The 17574-nt window shown below is 63.5% G+C and carries 15 protein-coding genes; 7 read left to right on the forward strand and 8 right to left on the reverse strand.

Going from position 1 to position 17574, the window contains the following annotated elements:
- The first annotated feature begins 17 nt into the window (after window positions 1-17).
- On the forward strand, window positions 18-1568 hold the full coding sequence (gene pta, locus JQ46_RS08480) for a phosphate acetyltransferase (protein ID WP_237744789.1): 1551 nt from the start codon (window positions 18-20) through the stop codon (window positions 1566-1568).
- Window positions 1569-1612: 44 nt separating this feature from the next.
- The gene (locus tag JQ46_RS08485) at window positions 1613-2824 is read left to right on the forward strand and encodes an acetate kinase (RefSeq protein WP_034987259.1); all 1212 of its coding nucleotides are present in this window, start codon (window positions 1613-1615) and stop codon (window positions 2822-2824) included.
- A gap of 487 nt (window positions 2825-3311) precedes the next feature.
- Here the strand turns inward: JQ46_RS08485 and JQ46_RS08490 are convergent, their stop codons facing one another.
- The 3 genes from JQ46_RS08490 to JQ46_RS08500 are packed head-to-tail and all read right to left on the reverse strand — an operon-like array spanning window position 3312 to window position 8474.
- Window positions 3312-5987, reverse strand: coding sequence for a serine/threonine protein kinase (locus JQ46_RS08490; protein ID WP_237744790.1), 2676 nt, complete (start codon window positions 5985-5987; stop codon window positions 3312-3314).
- A complete protein-coding gene (locus JQ46_RS08495) occupies window positions 5977-7062 on the reverse strand; it encodes a transporter substrate-binding domain-containing protein (protein WP_034987261.1) in 1086 nt (361 codons plus the stop codon). The genes JQ46_RS08490 and JQ46_RS08495 overlap by 11 nt, the downstream gene beginning before the upstream one ends.
- A complete protein-coding gene (locus JQ46_RS08500) occupies window positions 7062-8474 on the reverse strand; it encodes a hypothetical protein (protein ID WP_034987263.1) in 1413 nt (470 codons plus the stop codon). Before JQ46_RS08500 ends, JQ46_RS08495 begins: the two co-directional genes overlap by 1 nt.
- A 76-nt stretch (window positions 8475-8550) precedes the next feature.
- Between JQ46_RS08500 and JQ46_RS08505 the strand changes: the two genes are divergently transcribed.
- Window positions 8551-9699, forward strand: a complete 1149-nt coding sequence (locus tag JQ46_RS08505; protein ID WP_034987265.1) for an ABC transporter ATP-binding protein — start codon at window positions 8551-8553, stop codon at window positions 9697-9699.
- Window positions 9699-10511 carry an ABC transporter permease subunit gene (locus tag JQ46_RS08510; RefSeq protein ID WP_034987268.1) on the forward strand — a complete coding sequence of 271 codons (813 nt, stop codon included), beginning with the start codon at window positions 9699-9701 and terminating at the stop codon, window positions 10509-10511. Before JQ46_RS08505 ends, JQ46_RS08510 begins: the two co-directional genes overlap by 1 nt.
- A gap of 93 nt (window positions 10512-10604) precedes the next feature.
- Here the strand turns inward: JQ46_RS08510 and JQ46_RS08515 are convergent, their stop codons facing one another.
- The 5 genes from JQ46_RS08515 to JQ46_RS08535 all read right to left on the reverse strand — a co-directional run bounded on the left by JQ46_RS08515 (window position 10605) and on the right by JQ46_RS08535 (window position 15258).
- Window positions 10605-11147 carry a MarR family winged helix-turn-helix transcriptional regulator gene (locus JQ46_RS08515; RefSeq protein ID WP_034987272.1) on the reverse strand — a complete coding sequence of 181 codons (543 nt, stop codon included), beginning with the start codon at window positions 11145-11147 and terminating at the stop codon, window positions 10605-10607.
- Between the two features lie 121 nt (window positions 11148-11268).
- Entirely contained in the window at window positions 11269-12780 is a 1512-nt protein-coding gene (cls, locus tag JQ46_RS08520) for a cardiolipin synthase (RefSeq protein ID WP_034987274.1), read from the reverse strand.
- A 3-nt stretch (window positions 12781-12783) separates the two neighbouring features.
- Window positions 12784-13584, reverse strand: a complete 801-nt coding sequence (locus JQ46_RS08525) for an exodeoxyribonuclease III (RefSeq protein WP_034987276.1) — start codon at window positions 13582-13584, stop codon at window positions 12784-12786.
- An 11-nt stretch (window positions 13585-13595) separates the two neighbouring features.
- Window positions 13596-14684 (reverse strand): N-acetylglutamate synthase, CG3035 family, encoded by a 1089-nt coding sequence (locus tag JQ46_RS08530; RefSeq protein ID WP_034987280.1) that lies wholly within the window; start codon window positions 14682-14684, stop codon window positions 13596-13598.
- Complete coding sequence (locus JQ46_RS08535) at window positions 14677-15258, reverse strand: peptide deformylase (protein ID WP_034987282.1); 582 nt, start codon at window positions 15256-15258, stop codon at window positions 14677-14679. Before JQ46_RS08535 ends, JQ46_RS08530 begins: the two co-directional genes overlap by 8 nt.
- A gap of 25 nt (window positions 15259-15283) precedes the next feature.
- Between JQ46_RS08535 and JQ46_RS08540 the strand changes: the two genes are divergently transcribed.
- The 3 genes from JQ46_RS08540 to JQ46_RS08550 all read left to right on the forward strand — a co-directional run bounded on the left by JQ46_RS08540 (window position 15284) and on the right by JQ46_RS08550 (window position 17571).
- A complete protein-coding gene (locus tag JQ46_RS08540; protein ID WP_034987284.1) occupies window positions 15284-15496 on the forward strand; it encodes a DUF3263 domain-containing protein in 213 nt (70 codons plus the stop codon).
- 129 nt (window positions 15497-15625) lie between these two features.
- Window positions 15626-16342, forward strand: a complete 717-nt coding sequence (locus JQ46_RS08545) for a LytR C-terminal domain-containing protein (protein ID WP_034987286.1) — start codon at window positions 15626-15628, stop codon at window positions 16340-16342.
- Between the two features lie 50 nt (window positions 16343-16392).
- Window positions 16393-17571: a glutamate--cysteine ligase gene (locus JQ46_RS08550; RefSeq protein ID WP_034987288.1), complete on the forward strand. Its 1179-nt coding sequence runs from the start codon at window positions 16393-16395 to the stop codon at window positions 17569-17571.
- Window positions 17572-17574 lie beyond the last annotated feature (3 nt).

Consider the following 17574-nt stretch of genomic DNA (forward strand, 5'->3'; position numbering starts at 1 on the left):
AGGAAGGTATGTGAGCTGTGTCTATCGCGTCGTCTATCGCGCCCCAAGGAACTGGCACGAACGCCGTCATCTCGCCGATAGCGAGCGCCGCCGCGCGCCGCTCCGACATCTTGGACGCCCTGGGGGAGGCGGAGGCAGTCGACATCTTCGACACCATTCGCCCCTCCGCGCCCGACTTCGCCGCCGCCCTCGACGCGGCCTACGACGCTAAGGTCGGCGCCGGAGCCGCTGCCGGAGCTGGTGCCGTGCTGCTCGGCACTGGAGAGATCACCTTCGACTCGCGCCTTGCCGCCGCCGCGGGCGCATCCCACTACCTGCTCGCGGGCAGCCCAGCCGACGCCACGGCGCTGCAGTTGGCTTCCGGGCAGCTCGTGCGCTCTGGTCGCAAGCCCGCCGGCATTTCTTTTATTGACGCCACCGCCTCCGCAGCTGCCGCCGCAGCCAACGCCGTTGAAGCGGAGGGGCAGGCGATTCGCCACATCGCGCTGGAAGGCATCGCGCAGGCAGCAGCCGGCGGTGCTGGTGCTGGTGCGGGGGCTGGCGGGGCTGGGAGTGCCGCGGGGGCGAGTGCTGCGAAGGAGCCCGTGATCGGCCCCGAGCTTTTCGAGCGCAACCTGCTGATCAAGGCCCGCGAAAAGAACGCTCACATCGTGCTGCCGGAAGGCGAGGACCACCGCATCCTCACCGCTGCCGACCAGCTGCTGCGCGCCAAAGTTTGCCAGCTGACCATCCTGGGCAACCCTGACGACATCGCCCGCCGCGCCAAGGAGCTGGGGCTGGACCTCTCCGGTGCCACTCTGACCGACCCGAGCGAAGGCAACCAGCTGGAGGAGTTCGCCGCCGAGTTCGCCGAGCTGCGCAAGCACAAGGGCATCACGCTGGAGCAGGCGCGCGAGACGATGCAGGACATCAGCTACTACGCGACGATGATGGTCCACAAGGGCATCGCCGACGGCATGGTCTCCGGCGCGGCCCACACGACCGCGCACACCATTAAGCCCTCGTTCCAGATCATCAAGACTGCACCGGGTGCGTCGGTGGTCAGCTCCATCTTCCTGATGGTTATGGACGGCGTGCTGTGGGCATTCGGCGACTGCGCCGTGAACCCGAACCCCACCCCCGACCAGCTGGCGGAGATCGCCGCCGTGTCCGCGCAGACCGCCTCGCAGTTCGGCATCGAGCCGAAGGTGGCGATGCTGAGCTACTCCACCGGCACCTCCGGCGCCGGTGCGGACGTGGAGGCTGTGGCCGCCGCCGTGAAGAAGGCGCAGGAGAACAACCCAGACCTCCCTCTGGACGGGCCACTGCAGTTCGACGCCGCAGTGGTGGAATCCGTCGGCCAGAAGAAGCTGCCGGGCTCTGACGTGGCCGGGCAGGCAACTGTGTTCGTGTTTCCGGACCTGAACTGCGGAAACATTACCTATAAGGCGGTCCAGCGCACCGCCGATGCGCTGGCCGTGGGGCCGATCCTGCAAGGCCTGAACAAGCCGGTGAATGACCTCTCGCGTGGCGCGACCGTGCCGGACATCGTAAACACCGTGGCGATCACTGCGATCCAAGCCAAGTAGCCGAAGGCCGGCAGAAGAAGAAGCGAAAAGAACAGAGAAGAAAAGTGACTAAGTACGTACTCGTCCTCAACTCGGGCTCCAGCTCCATCAAGTTCCAAGTCCTCGACCCGGAAGCTAACGCGACGGCGGATCCATTCGTCTCCGGCATTGTCGAAAAGATCGGCGAGAAGAAGGGCCACATCCAGATTCAGACGGAAACGTCGAAGATGGAAGACAATCGCCCTATCCTCAGCCACTCTGTTGGCCTAGAACGCGCCTTCGGCATGATGACGCTACTGGGCGTCGGACCCCAAGATCTAGACCTGGTAGCAGCAGGGCACCGCGTGGTCCACGGTGGCGCGACGTTCACAGAGCCCGTACTCATCGACTATGAGGTGATTGAGCAGCTCAAGGAGCTCATCCCGCTGGCGCCGCTGCACAACCCCGCCAACATCGACGGCATCGAGAACGCCCGCGCGCTGCTGGAACACGTGCCGCACGTGGCCGTGTTCGACACCGCGTTTTTCTCCACGCTGCCGGAGCACGCGGCGAACTATGCCATCAAGAAGGACATCGCCGACGAGTACAACATCCGCCGCTACGGCTTCCACGGCACCAGCCACGAGTACGTGTCCTCCAAGGTCCCGGACCTGCTGGGCAAGCCCGCCGAGGAGGTCAACCAGATCACCCTGCACCTGGGTAACGGTGCCTCGGCCGCCGCGATTCGTGGCGGTGTGGCTGTTGATACGACGATGGGATTGACGCCACTCGCCGGCCTGGTTATGGGTACCCGTTCCGGTGACATTGACCCAGGAATTATTTTCCACCTGGCGCGCTCCGGCGGTATGACGGTGGATCAGGCGGATAAGCTGTTGAACCGCGAGTCCGGTCTGAAGGGTATGGCTGGCGTGAACGATTTCCGCGAGCTGAAGACCTTGATCGAGGACGGCGATGAAAATGCTCAGCTGGCCTACGACGTGTACATCCACGCGCTGCGTCGCTTCATTGGGTCTTACATGCTGATCCTGGGTGGCGTGGATGCGATTGTGTTCACCGCGGGCGTGGGCGAGAACGCGGTGCAGGTGCGCCGCGATGCGATGGCTGACCTGCAGAACTTTGGTATTGAGATTGATGATGCGCGGAATGAGAACTCCGAGGGGATTGTCGGCGCGCGGGAGATCTCTACTGACGATTCGACGGTGAAGGTGTTCGTGGTTCCGACGAATGAGGAGCTGGCAATCGCGCGCCAGGCGACGGAGCTGGCCGAGCAGCAGTAGGGTCTGGAGCTGGCGATTGCGCGCTAGGCGACGGAGCCGGCCGAGCAGCAGTAGGGGCTGCCTGGGTGCAGGGTCGCTCTGGCTGCCCCGCTGGAGCTGAAATGTCGTTAGAACGGGAATGCGTGCCTCGCCGGGCGAAGGCGCAGGCTCGCCGGGCGGGGTTTTGTGCCCGCTGGGGCTGAAATGTCGTTAGAACGGGAATGCGTTAATGCAGTTAATTTGCATTAATGCAAAAGCGCAGGTCAGGAGCCTGCGTTTCGCGGAGTCTGTTCTTGCGGCTTCATGGATTCCCGTTCTAGCGACATTTGCCGCTCAGGGGAGGGGCGGAGTGCGGGGCGTGGCGTGGGATCCAGGCGCGCAGCTGGAATGGGAGGGCAGGCGGGCTTTGCGACCAGGCGCACAGTTAGAGCGCACCTAGGACAATGTGCGCAGTTAGAACCTGAGGGACAGGTGCGCAGTTAGCGCGCAACTAAGACAATGTGCGCAGCTAGAACCAGGTGCGGGGGCGGATCTGGTTGGCCATGTCCACCAGGTCATAGCGGTGGCGGGCGAAGGGGGCTTGGCGAGCCAGTTGGCGCAGGCTCTTTTCCAAGCCGGTCCGCAGGCCACGCTCGGTAAACTGCACATCAAAGAGAGGAGCCGCCGCTGCCTGCCGCTTGACCTGGGAACCTTCGTTTGCCTTGGCTGTAGAATCACGATTTGCCCTGGTCACGGCACCGTGCTTGCGCTTGCCCTTGGACTTGCGAGAGCCGCGGCTACTGCCGGCTTCGGCACCACCACCAGCACCAGCACCGCCAGCACTGCCCCTACCGCGGCCGGCCCCAGCACCGGCACCACCAGCACCGGTACCGCCCGCACCCGTGTCGCCAGCGCCGCCCCCGGCAATCCCCGCCGCGCCGTCCAGGCCATCGCTAGCGCCACGCAGCCAATTCAGGCCCGCGCTCAGCACTGCGATGCGAACCTGCGGCAGGCGCGGCTCGTTGGTCGGCAGCGTCTCCAAACGTCTAGCCGCACGGCGGATGCGGGACTCGGTGAGGCTGTTGGCGTCAGAAATAAGCAACAAAATAGACGTCAACCGTGCCAGACGATTGTGCCGCGAGGCCTGCGGCAGCCGGTCCAACGCAGCCACCGCCGAATCGACCATACCCTCCGCGCGCAGCTGCCTGGCCAGGCCAAATGCGCTGGAAACAGTGGACTGGTTCGTGGCCCACACCAACCCATAAAGGCGCATGGCGTGGAAGCGCAAAGAAACCGGATCCAGCGTGACGTGTTCCCAGCTGGGCACCCCGGTGTAGTCCTTCACCGGCAGCTTCTGCGCATAAGCCAGGGCAGAGGCGGCGCGGGAAACGTGCTCGCTCAGCAGCTTCGTGGAGTTCACACCCTGCTGCTGTAGCAACAGCTCGTCGGTGGCGGCCAGCGCCAACTTCGGCGCAGGCTCACCAGGCAATATGTACAGCACCCGGTTGAAGAACTTCTGCGCCTCCGCGAACTGCCCCGTCAGCAGCGCCGCCACCCCGGAGTGCCACTGGAAGCGCCAGTCTTTCTCCAACCGCGGCTTCAGTTCGTCCAGCAGATCGTGGGCCTCGCGGGTCTGGCCCACGTCCAGCAGCGCACGCACCATCGTCAACGGAATCTCCACGGAGTGCTTCAACTCCGGCTGGGCATAAGCAGCACGCAAAGTATCCAACAGGTCCCCGGCCTCGGTGAAGCTGGTGGCGGAAAGCAGCCCATACCCTGGGTCCTGTGAATCGGCCAGCGGGGTGGGCAGGGCGCTCACAACCTCCGGCACGGAGATCTCCACGGAGCGCACCACGCCGTCGACCAGCTGGTCGGTGCGAAACACAATGTGCTTGGTGCCGAACGTACTGCGCTGCGCGGTGAACCGAGTGTACAGGTGCGGGTAGTGGCGGCCGTCGCGGATGGCCAGGATCTCCCGCAGCACGCCGATCAGCTGGTTGGCCATGGCGGTGGCGGAACTAAAGCGAGCCTCCGGATCCTCGTCCGTAGCCCGCAGCAGCAGGCGGTACAGGGATAAGTACTCGCGGAACAGCGGCTCCTCATCCGGGGTGGGCAGCCCCGGGGTGTAAACCCCGTCTTCCACCGGCAGCTTCACAATCAGTGCGGCCAGGGTGCGGCCGACGGTGTAGATGTCACTGGCCACAGTCGGGCCGGTCTTGGCGATCTCCGGAGCCTGGAAGCCCTTGGTGCCGAATATGTGCCCGAACGCGCCGATGCCCGTCACCGCCCCCAGGTCGATCAGCTTCACCTGATCCTCGGTGATCAGGATGTTGTCCGGCTTCAGGTCGTTGTAGACCACGCCGCGAGAGTGCAGGTAGTCCAGCGCGGGCAGGATCTCCAGGATGTAGCCAATCGCCACGTCCAGGTCCAGTACCCCGGCCGCCAGCTTCCGTCGCTGCCCGCGTAGCGATGGCCCGCCGACGTACTCCATCACAATGAAGCCGCCGGGGGAGCGCGGGTCGTCGATGAAGTTGAAGATCTTCACGATTCCGGGGTGCGTGATGTCCGCCAGGAACGCCCGCTCGGATTCCGCGACCGCGCGCTCTTGTTCGTTTTCCGTGGCCATCATGCCCTTGAGCACCACGTAACGGTCGGCGACGTTGTGGTCGATGGCGATGTACACCCAGCCCAAACCGCCGTGCGCGATGGGGCCCAGGATCTCGTACTGGCCTGCGATGATGTCGCCGGATTTCAGCGTCGGCGCTTCCACGCCTTTCTCGATCGCCGAGCTGGGGTCGATCACTGCGTCTTCCGGGTTCGTCGGCGCGATAAACGGCAGTTGCACCATGCCGTCGGCTACGGAGGCACCGGAGCGGTACGTGCCCCGCCTCTTACGGAACGTCGATAGTGCTTCGATGCGCGAGCGTTCGCCGGAGTCCACGGCATTCGCCGGGCTGCCCACGGGGTCGGTGTGCTGCACCGTCGCGTCTGTGTCTTCGTCGTCAGCGAAGGGGTCGAAGGCGACGGCTTCGGTGCGCTCTTCTGGTTCGCTGTCGGCGAAGGGGTCGAATTCTACGGCTTCGGTGCGCTCTTCTGGTTCGCTGTCGGCGAAGGGGTCGAACTCGACGGCCTCGGTGCGCTCCTCCGGTTCACTGCCAGCGCTGCTGTCTCTGCTGGCGTTGAGCTCGCGGTCGTTACTCTGCATCGCCGTTCGCCACCCTTCGCCGGATCTTGTTGAGTTCCTTCGTTTCTTCCTCGGTGCGGTATTTAAGCGGTAGTGATGACGCCGGCCCTAAGTAGTCCGCCAGCCACTTGTCATAGAGGTTCTTCCACGTTCCGTCGCGCCGAATCCTCTCCATGGTGGAGTTCACTTGCATCACCAGTCCGGTCGTTTTCTTTGGGAAGCCCGGTGGGGAGATAGCCACCGAGTAGTAGCTGGTCTCCGGCGCGTCAGCGACCAGGGTCGTGTAGGGGTCCTGAGCCCGCAGGCCGGTGAGGATAGCGTCATCCGTGTAGATCGCATCGGCCTGGAAGCGCTGCATGGCCATCAGGCAATCAGTCCACGCCTGGGCCAGCAGCAGCCGCCCCACGTCGTATTGCTTGATTTGCACCGCGGAGGTCGAGTCGCGCGTCACGCACACCGTCTTGTTGTGCAGATCGTCGAAGCTTTGGATCTGTGAGTCGCTCAAAACCAACAGCCGCGAGTGAGCCCGCAGGTAGGGGATGGAAAACTCCAGCTTCGCTTGGCGGGAAAGCGTCGGCGACATAGTGCGCACCACAATGTCTACGTCGCCGCTCTTCAGAGCCTCGGCGCGCTCGCGGCTTTCCACGTAGCGGAATTCGATTCTGTTCGGGTCGCCGAAAATGTCGCGTGCGATCTCGCGCGCCAGGTCCACCTCGAAGCCAGCGACGTCGCCAGAGACCGGGTCGCGGAACCCCAGCCGGTTCAGGGACTGGGCCACGCCAACCACCAGACGACCCCGGCGCATGATTTGCGGCACGCGCTCCTTCGGCTCGCGGGTATCCGGCTTGATAGAGCCAAACGGTTCTTCATCGCCAGTATTGTCGATGTCTGCGCTCGAATCCGACGCGGCGTCAACATCGTTAGGAACCTCGTCCGGCTGCATATACGCTGCGCCGTAGGGCAGATCGTCACTGGAATTGTGCTGTACGGATGGCCATTCCGGCAGGTCGGGGCTTTCCGTGGCGCAGGCCGAGGTGAGGGCGATAGCCGCGACCGTCAGGGCGGCGACTACAGGCTTGAACGCTTGCTTTCTCATTAGAGGAACTCCTGCAGTCGGGGCCTAGTGCCAAAGAAGACGCACAGCGCGGAAAGCGCTGTCAGGGTTAGTACAAGGTTGGTCACGCGGCTGGCGGCAGTGCGGCCTTCCACCAGAATGTCGCGCAGTTCTTCGCGGGTGCTGCTGATGAGCTCCTGCATTTCGTTGTCCACGACGGTGTAGTCGGACGTATCCTCATCGGCGGCGCGTAGGTCTTTCTTTCCGTCCTGCTTTTCTTCTTTGACCTTCGTATCCAGGGCCGCGGCCAGCGCCTCGGTGTAACGGCCATTTTGCAGTTCGGAGACCATCTTCGCGTGCGATTCATCCCACGAGCGCAGCGCTTCCCGGGCGGTATCGATACGCTCGGGTTGGCTCACTTGGCTGCGGAGGCCTTCCAGCTTGCTGTCGATGTCCGCCATGGCATCCGAGAATTCCTGCTGGCGATCCTCGCCGTAGTCGCGCTGAATCAGCCCCAGCGCCTCCTGGGTGCGCGATTGCTGCACCGAGATGCGCACTGCCGTGAGCTGCTCGAGCGGTCGCACGGTGCCCTGCACGTCTTGGTTACCCGCGTGCCACGTCAGGGCAGCGCTTATTGACGCCCATACGAGGGCGAATAGCATAAGCCCAGTAGCCGCCACATATCCCAGGTTGAGGCGCCTATTGGTCAATGCCGCGAGCCAGAACTGGGCTATCACCAGCATGATGATTGCCGCCACGATGCCGGACAGTGGGAACCACAGGGGAGCGGAGAGCTTCGCCTGCTGAGTGGAGACTTCCTCCGATGTGCGGGAGTAGAGCTCCTGGGCGGCCGGCAGCATTGTCTCCTGCATCAGCGTGGAGGCCTGGGCCAGATAGGAGGCGCCGACGGGGTTGCGCATGCGGTCGTGCGTCTGCGCGTTGGACATCAGCTTCAGGTAGTCCGGCATGGAGTTCTGGATCTGCAGCACCAGCTCCATTTCTCGGGACTCGATGTTGTCAATGCCGCTGGTGGCGCGGATCAGGGAGGTCGAGGCGCTGGACATTGCCGCGTCGTAGTCCCGGGTGGCGGCGTCGGTGGTGGACTTGCGCAGGAAGCTGGTGGTGGCGACGGAATCTGCCACTGAGAGGGAGTTGAAGAGTTCCTGCGCCGCGTCCGACAGGGGCTCGGTTTGGTTCACCAACGCATTCAGCTGTGCCTGGCGGTTCTGCGAGCTGTAGACCATGGCCCCGCCGGCGGCGAGAATGGCCAAGACCAGGATCGTCGAGACGATGGTGAGAAGGCCGGGGGAGGTGGAGGCGAACTTGAGGAACCGGCGCGGGGCTTCGAGCGCCGGGTTCACAAACCCCTTGAACGAGCTGCCTCGACCGGTGGGGTGCTCATCGCTGTCCATCCACCGGTCTGCCTCGAACGCAGTCACTGGGGGCATAGCCATAAAGTATATACAGCCTAAGTAAACCTCTGCCCATAAACTCTGCTTAAACTACCCACATTGTGGCAGACTAGAACGCATGATTACGGTCAGTTCCCTAACCAAAGCCTATAAAGGCAATACGGTAGTCAACGATTTGAATTTTGAGGTCTCACCCGGAATCGTCACCGGATTCTTGGGACCCAACGGTGCCGGCAAGTCCACCACGATGCGAATGATCGTGGGACTGGATGAGCCGACCAAGGGAACTGCCCGCATCGATGGCAAGGCGTATGCCGAGTACAAGCGCCCGTTGGAGAAGGTTGGCACGCTGCTGGACGCCAAGTGGGTACACCCCAACCGCAGCGCCGCAGCACACCTGCGCTGGGTCGCCGCCGCCAACGGCTTTTCCAAGAAGCGCGTGGATGAAGTCCTGGGCATCGTGGGCCTGAGCGATGTGGCGGGCCGCAAGGCAGGCAAGTTCTCGCTGGGCATGGGTCAGCGTCTGGGCCTGGCCTGCGCGCTGCTGGGCGACCCGGAGGTGCTGATCCTGGATGAGCCCGTCAACGGCCTGGACCCGGAGGGCATCCGCTGGGTGCGAGATTTCGTCCGCGCCCTGGCACGGGAGGGCCGCACGGTGCTGATCAGTTCGCACCTGCTCAGCGAGATGGCGCAGACTGCCGACCACCTGATCGTCATCGGTAAGGGGCGCCTGGTGGCAAACCAGAGCACCCACGAGTTCATCAAGTCCACCTCCGAGGTATCCACCGTTGTGCGCACCGACCACATCGCGGAGATGAAGGCCGCGCTGACGGAGGAGTCGGTTCCGTTCCAGGAGGGTAAGGACCTGGATGGCCGCCCGACGCTCACCATCCCGCAGCAGGAAAGCGACTGGATCGGTGCCCTGGCTTATAGCTACGGGCTGCGCCTGCGCGAGCTATCGGAGAAGCGCCCGAGCCTGGAGGACGCATACCTGCGTATGACCCAGGAACACGTCGAGTACCACGCCAGCGTGGAGGCGGATAAGGCCGACAAGACCGACGAGGCCGACAAGGCTGAAAAGTCCGGCGAGACTGGCGAGCCCAGCAAGCCCGAGGCGGCGGAAAAGGCCGCGCCCAAGGTGGCGCCGGAAGATGCTGAGTCCGCAGGTGGGCGTCATAAAGAAAAGAGCGCCCCAGAAAAGAGCGCTAAAGAAAGCAGCGAGGCAACCGGCAACGCCGTGCGCGTGCAGAAGGAAGGGGACAAGTAATGGTGAACCTGATCAAATCGGAGCTGATTAAGCTCCGCAGCACCAAAGCCCTGTGGTGGACCTCCGGGCTGATCCTGTTCTTCTCGCTCGGCTTCGCACTGCTCAACGGCGGTATGACCGGCTCGCTGCTGACCAGCGACGAGGCGAAGAATGATCCGGAGCTGTACATGTCCGTCGTCGCGGGCATCGGCTCTGACATGGGCCTCAGCGGGTTCCTTTCCTTCGGCATGATGATCGTGATGATCCAGGCCGTGATGCTCGTGACCACCGAGTACGGCGCGAACACCAGTAAGACCACCCTGCTGGCCACGCCGACGCGCTGGCAGGTGCCGATCGCAAAGTTCCTGGTATACGGCGTGATCGCCTCGGTGCTTGCGTTCATTTCCAACGTTGTAGGCACGATTCTCGCCAAGTGGTCGCTTGGCTGGAATCTGGAGGATGAAGAGCTGCTGGGCAAGGTCGGCCTCGACGCTGATGGCCTGTGGGAGCAGATCGGACGCATCGAGCTATACCTGCTGCTGACCATCGCCGCCGCCATCGGCGTGGGCTACCTGGTGCGCAACACCGCCGGCGGCATCGCAATCATGCTGCTGTGGAACCTGGTGATCGAGGGCACGCTGGTGCAGCTGGTGCCGAAGATCCGCGACTGGCTGCCACCGTACATGCCGTTCACCAACGCCGAGGCGTACACCGGCATGCGGGATCTCGACGGGGCGCCATGGGGTCAAACCGGCTCGATCCTGTACTTCGCCGCCTGGTGTGTGGTGCTCTTCATCGTCGGCGTAGTGACGCTAAAGAAGCGGGACGCTTAAACGCTTTTTCTTAGTGACGCCCCCTTCGCCCCACCGGCCTTGAGATGCCAGGTGGGGCTTTTTAGCTTTGGGGATGGCTTGCGTTTTCCGGGGCTAGTCCGGGTTGCGCTGCAGGTCGTCGACGAGGGACTCCGCAGCTAGGGAGAGGTTCCGCAGGGCGGGCACGCCGCGGCGCAGTTTCGCGATGTCGCGCGCGTCCATCCGGTCGGTGGCCTTAGTGATAATGAGCGCCCACTCGTCGGTAATGGAGTTCATCATGTCCACGCCCTCGTCCGTGAGATAAAGATTCTGGGCGCGCTTATCCTCTGGGTTGGCCTGGCGGCGGATCAGTCCCGCGTTGATGAGGCGGCGCACGGTCGCCGAAACGTTAGAGGCGCGGAGGAAGCGCAGGCGGGCGACATCCGACACACCGCAGCCCGGGTGCTGGGAAATAAACTGCAGTACCTCGATCTCCGACTGGGAGATCTCCAGCGACTGGTTGGGGCGTTCCATCAAGCGGCGGGTGGCGGAAAGAAAGTCATACACTGCCGTGGCGATCTCTGCGACGTCGATCTCCGGCAGAATCTCGGGTGCCTTGCGGCCGCGTACCGGGGGGTAGGAAGGCGTCTGCGGCGACTTCTGGGGTGACGGGGTCATCGGGCGAAACTTTCTTTTGGTGTGCGTATGTAAGTAACTTGTGATTCACCCTATATGACGGCAAAAGTGCTATTGCACTAATCGGCGATAATGAAAACAATGAATTCGCCAACACGGCGCGCTACTGCAGCGCGCTCGTCAGGCGCGCGACATTATCCACGTACTGCTTGTACAGCGGGCGGGTGCTCCACTGCTCGGCGGTCAATAGGGCGGAGCGGCCTCGGTACTCCTCCGTCAGAGCTCGCAGGGCCTCCAGCAAATCGCCCTTGCCGACCATCAGCGAAATCTCATAGTTCAGGCCGAAGCTGCGCATATCCATATTGGAGCTGCCCATTACGGCTACCTCACCATCGGCGATGGCGAACTTAGAGTGCAAAACCTTGGGGTAGGGGTACAGGTACATGTGCACCCCGGCCTTCAGCAGCTCTGAGTAATAGGAGGCCTGCGCGTGTCCCACCATCGGCTGGTCGGACTTCTCGGAGACATACAGTTCCACCCGAACTCCCCGGTAGCAGGCGGTGGTCACGGCTTCCATGAGGGACTCGTCGGGGATGAAGTACGGGCTAATCAGCTTGAGCGTGTGCTTGGCGTGGTGGGCCATGGAGGTAAACAGGCGCAGGTTCGGCTCCGTGGTGAAGCCGGGGCCGGAGGGAATGATCTGCATGATGTCCGCGCCAGTATCTTGGTCGTGCGTATCTAGCCACTGCTTGGCGTCCGTGGGGTTGATGAGGTCTAGTTCCTCGTCGGTTTCGGTGTACCAGTCCACGGCGAACACCGAGTTGATGGTGCTGACGATCGGGCCGGTGAGTTCCGCCATCACATCTACCCATTCGCGGCCGATCTTGTGGTTCTTCGGCTTTTGGTAGGGGGCCTCGATCATGTTTTGTGAGCCCATGAAGGCCACCCGGCCGTCCACGACCACCAGCTTGCGGTGGTTGCGCAGATCGGGGCGGCGGAAGCGCCACTTAAGAGGCTGCAGGGGCAGCATGACCTGCCAGTCCACGCCCATGGCCTGTAGCCTCTTGCCCAGCTTCTTGTTGCCCTTGTACTTGTGTGCGCCGATGTGATCCCACAGCACGCGCACGGTGACTCCGCGTTGCGCGGCCCGCCCGAGCGCTTCGAAGAAGGGTTCGGTCGTATCGTCCCAGGCCATGATGTAGACTTCGACGTTCACATAGTCTTTGGCCGAGTCAATCGCACGGGTCATCGCGGCGATCGATTCCTCGTAGTCCGAATGCAGGGCCTGCATGGTGCCGTTCACGGCGGGCAGTGCCGTGAGCTCCCGGTTGAGCCGCACCAGCGAACGCAGCTCGTCGCTGAGCTCGCTGCCCTCGGGAACGTCAGGCTCGTCGGCGCTCATCGTGCGGATCAGTTCGTTCGCCTGGTTCTGGATGCGGTGGCGCCGCCGGTTGATCGCTGGCGATCCCATCAGCAGGAATAGAAAGATGCCAATGAAGGGGATCAGGAAGATGGCGAGTAGCCAGGCCATGGCGGACGTGGGGCGTCGTTCCTTAGGAACCCAGCCCAGCGCAAAGATCTTCAGCGCGTAGTCCAGAACGACCAGCGTGATCTGCCACCACTGCAGGTCGTCCGTGAACTCGCTAAACAGGCCGAGGAGGTCGGGGAAGGGCATGGTTTAAGCCTCACCGTCAACGTTGTAATCCACGATCACCGGCGCGTGGTCGGAGGCACCCTTGCCCTTGCGCTCATCGCGGTCCACCCGCGCGGTGGTGGGGGTGATTCCGCGGGCATACTGCAAGTCGATGCGCATACCTTCGCCCTTCTGGAAGCGCATCGCCTGGTAATCCCAGTAGGTGTATTCGTCGGCGATCAGGTCCGTAGCGGCGGTCATCCCCGCGTCCTCCAGGGCGCGCAGCCGAGCGCGCTCGTTGGGGGTCACGTGCGTGCGCCCATCGAAGAAGCTGCGATCCCACACGTCCTCGTCGCGCGGGGCGATGTTGTAGTCGCCGACCAGGCACAGCTTCTCGCTGCTCTTTTCTTGGGACGCCCCCACGCCCGAACCCGCCGCATATGCCGCGAGGGCGTCCAGCCACCGCAGCTTGTAGGAGTAGTGCGGATCCGCGATCTCGCGGCCGTTCGGAACGTACAGGCTCCATACCTCCACGCCGCCGCAGGTTGCGCCGATTGCGCGTGCCTCCAGCGCCTGTTCGGCATCCAGGTCCTTGTTGAAGCCGGGCTGGCCGAAGTCGGTCTGCACGCCTGCAATCCCCACGCGCGACAGGATGGCCACGCCATTGAAGCTGTGTAGCCCGAAGTGGGCCTGCTCGTAGCCCGTGTCAGTGAAGTCGGGGAACTGCTTGTCTGTGCATTTGGTCTCCTGCAGGCACAGCACGTCCACGTCGCTGCGCTGCAGAAACTCGCGCACCCGCTCCTCGCGGGTGCGTACGGAGTTGATGTTCCAGGTGGCGATGCGCATGGTTAAGCATTCTAGCGCGTGCGCAGACTACGGCTGCGGTGGTGTTCGCTGAATCCCAGCTTGTGGTACAGCGCCTTGCCGGCGGTGTTGGAATCGATAACGTCCAGGTAGGCGCGCTCGGCGCCGTTGTCCGCACCCCAGCTAAGCAGGTGTTGGCACAGGAGGGTGCCCAGGCCGCGGCGGCGAAAGTCCGGCGCCACCGCCACGGCGGAGTAGCCCAGCCAGCCGTCGGTGATGGTGGCGCGCGTGATGGCCGCGAGTTGGTCGTCGACGGTGAGGTGGGCGAAGCCCAGCTGGCCGTCGATGCGGTGGCACAGCAGGTCCAGGGCCTTCTTCGGCAGGGGTTGGCCGCGGAACTTGTACATGGAGAACCAGTCGGCATCCGGGGTGTCGTCGACGGCCAGCTCGATCCGTGCGTCGGCAAGGGACGGATCCAGCGCGTCGGTCAGGGGCGAGTCCAAAGTCGGAGCAGAAGCCTGCGGCGAGTCTTGCCCCGAGAGCTGTGCCGAGTCGCCGAGCTCCTTGCTCATCACCAGGATCTCCGGGCCGCGTTCGCCCGGTAGGTGCTCGGCGGGGCGGCCGATCCGGTCGGGGATCATCAGTTGGCAGGGCAGATTGTGGGAGCGGTAGAACTCCTCCAGCTGCGCCAGCGGAACCTCCTGCAACCCGGCGCTGGGGCCGATGGGCACGGCGGAGTTACTGCGCTCGGTAATGCCATCGCCCGCGCGTGCCAGCCATCCGCCGATCATCTGGTTTTCGATGCCGGGGAAGGCCGCGGCTTTGGCGGCTTCGAGGGCGCGGATGTCGCTATTGCGCACTGGCTTGGCACTGAGGGTCTTCAGCACCACAACGTCCTTGTCGGCGATCACCAGGTCGTCCACCTGCAGCGGACTTATGCTGCGCAGCACGCCGATTGCGTCGGTGACGGCGCTGCCCGCCCCGTGGCCGGATGCGGCATCGTCCGGCACACGGTAGCGCACGACCACCCGCGTGCCCGGGCGGATGCTCACCGGGTCGGTGCGGCGGCTGATGGGGAAACCGAAGCCCTCCACGCGCCGCGCACCTGCGTGGGCGGCGGAGAACGTCGTGTCTTTATTCATGCCCGAACGGGTCCTCGTCCACGCCCGGGGTCCAGGTGTTGCCTGCGTGGTCCCAGCCCTCGGACTTGATGGCCTTCTTGGACTTGCGCTTCCATCGGCCGATCAGGGTGTCGGTGTACAGGAAGCCATCCAGGTGGCCGACCTCGTGCTGCAGGCAGCGGGCGAAAAAGCCGGTGCCCTCGACGGTGACCTGCTCACCGTTTTCGTCCAGGCCGGTTACCCGTGCCCAGTCCGCGCGTCCGGTGGGGAAGGAGTAGCCGGGGACGGACAGGCAGCCTTCCTCGTCTTCCTCCTCGTCCGGCATGGTCTCCGGGATCTCGCTGGTCTCGAGCACGGGGTTGATCACGCAGCCGCGGCGCATCTCACCGCGCTCGGTATCGGGGCAGTCGTAGACGAAGAAGCGCTTGTTTACGCCCACCTGGTTGGCTGCCAGCCCCACGCCGTTGGCGGCGGAGAGCGTTTCGTACATGTCCGCGATCAGTGGGGCGAGGTCAGCGATCTCGCTGGGGTCCACCTTGGTGGTGGGGTTGTGCAGTACAGGGTCGCCACAGATGACGATAGGCATGATGGTCATAACAGACAGTCTAGAATCTAGTTCCATGTTGTCAGACCGAGAGATCGCCATTTTGGAGTTCGAGCGCCGCTGGTGGCTGGATGCCAGCGCGAAGAATGAGCACATCCGCGGCGAGTTTGGGGTGGATCCGGTCCGCTACTTCCAGCAGCTCAACCGTCTGATCGAGCGCCCGGAGGCCCTGGATTTCGACCCCGTCCTAGTGCGGATGCTACTGCGCCGCCGTGATGAAGATCTCTGATGCAGCGTGCTGACTTAGTGCGGGGATGAAGGTTAATGGCAAAGAGCTCTAGTGAAGCGTGGTGACGAAGAATAAGGCACAGCGCGTGTCAGACTTGTTACTAATGTTGCAAAAGTTAAAATTTGTGGCGTGACTGAACCGAATCGACCACGCCATGCACTCGACGACGACGCGGACAATGAGAACCTCGGCCTCCCGCTGCGCGGCCTGGCCATGATCCTGATTGCCGTAGCCGTTCTGCTGATCGGCTGGGGCGTATTCTCGCTGTCTGGCAATGATTCCGATGAATCCGAGCAGGCCAGCCAGACCCAGCAGACGCAAGGTCAGCAGGGCCAGCAGGGTGAGCAAGCTAAGCAGGATGAGAAGGCTTCCGCCCCCGAGGGCGAAGATCCCAAGCGCCCGGACGCGGAAGACTCCGAGAAGCCGAAGCCGGAAGGCGAGCGTGAAAACCAGGAGGGTGACCGCGCTGACGAGCGTCGCGATGGTGATGCGGCAGCGGCGGAAGGCGGCGTCAATAAAGAAGACACCTACGTAGCCGTACTCAATAACAGTCCCATCAACGGCCTCGCCGGCGACGTCGCCAACAAGATGCGCGACCAGCAGTGGAACAAGACCGGCGTGGGCAACCTGCCGGACGAGTCGGGTGTCTTCCCGACGTCTGTGGTGCTCTACCCGAAGGGTAATGACGCCGAGCGTCAGCTGGCCGAGCAGCTCGCCAAGGATCTAGGGATCCAGGCGCGCGAACGTGACGAGGCCACCGACCGGGCTATCGACGGTGTAGAGATGCTGGAGGGGGAGCGCCCCGCGGGTGTTGTGGTTGTGACAACAAATGACATGCCCCGCTAAAGTAAAAGCGTTCTTCTAACTTCTGTCTACATATCTTCTAAGGGGCCACAATGGACTTCCCGGGTTCCGCACCTTCCGTCGGTATTGAGTGGGAAGTCGCCCTCGTCGACCCCGAAACCCGCGACCTGGTTCCACGCGCCGCCGAACTGATAGAGCGGATGGACGAGGTGCACCCCGGCCACAAGGTCGTCCGCGAATTCCTGGCCAACACCGTGGAGATGGTCTCCAGCGTGCACGACACGATCCCGGAGGCGGTCGAGGATCTGCACGTCCAGGCGAAGCAGCTGCTGGAATGCGCGGACGACATCGGCGTGAACCTGTTTTCCGCGGGCACGCACCCTTTCGCGCACTGGGGGGACCAGAAACTCAGCGAAAAGAGCAGCTACCAGGAGATCATCGAGCGCACCCAGTACTGGGGCCGCCAGATGCTGATTTGGGGGATTCACGTGCACGTGGGCGTGGGCTCCAAGGAAAAAGTGTGGCCGATCATCAATGCGTTGATGACGCACTACCCGCACATCCTGGCCATGTCCGCCAGCTCGCCCGCCTGGGAGGGGCTGGATACCGGCTACTCCTCTAACCGCACCCTGCTGTACCAACAGCTGCCGACCGCGGGCATGCCATACCAGTTTGAAAACTGGGAGCAGTGGGAGGAATTCAACCGGGATCAGGATCTATCGGGAGTGATCAACCACACCGGCTCTATGCACTTCGACGTGCGCCCCACCAAGTACGGCACGGTGGAAACCCGTTTTGCGGACGCCACGATGGAGCTATGGGAGCTCGCCGCCATCGCCGCCTACACCCACTGCCTGGTGGTGTACTTCGAGCGTCGCCTGGACGCCGGCCACGAGCTGCCTACCCTGCAGCCCTGGCACGTCGCGGAGAACAAGTGGCGCGCGGCCCGCTACGGCCTGGACGCGCTGATCATCACCGACCGGGAGACCAACGAGGCGCTGGTCACTGACGAGCTGGATGCCTGGGTGGATAGGCTTGCTCCGTTGTCTGAGGAGCTGGGATGCGCAGCGGAGCTGCAGGATGTGCGCAGGCTGATCGCCCGCGGTGGGGATTACGCTCTGCAGCGCGCCGCGGCCCGCGAGCACGGTGCCGCGCCGGAGCCCGGCACCCGCACCCGCGGAGACGATGGGGTAGAGGGCGGCTTCACGCAGCCGGAGGCGTGGATCGCCGCGGTGGACCTGACAGTCGAGTCCCTGCGGAAGTCGCTGTAGCTT

It is taken from the genome of Corynebacterium jeikeium (assembly GCF_000738175.1).
GTDB classification, from domain to species: domain Bacteria; phylum Actinomycetota; class Actinomycetes; order Mycobacteriales; family Mycobacteriaceae; genus Corynebacterium; species Corynebacterium jeikeium_C.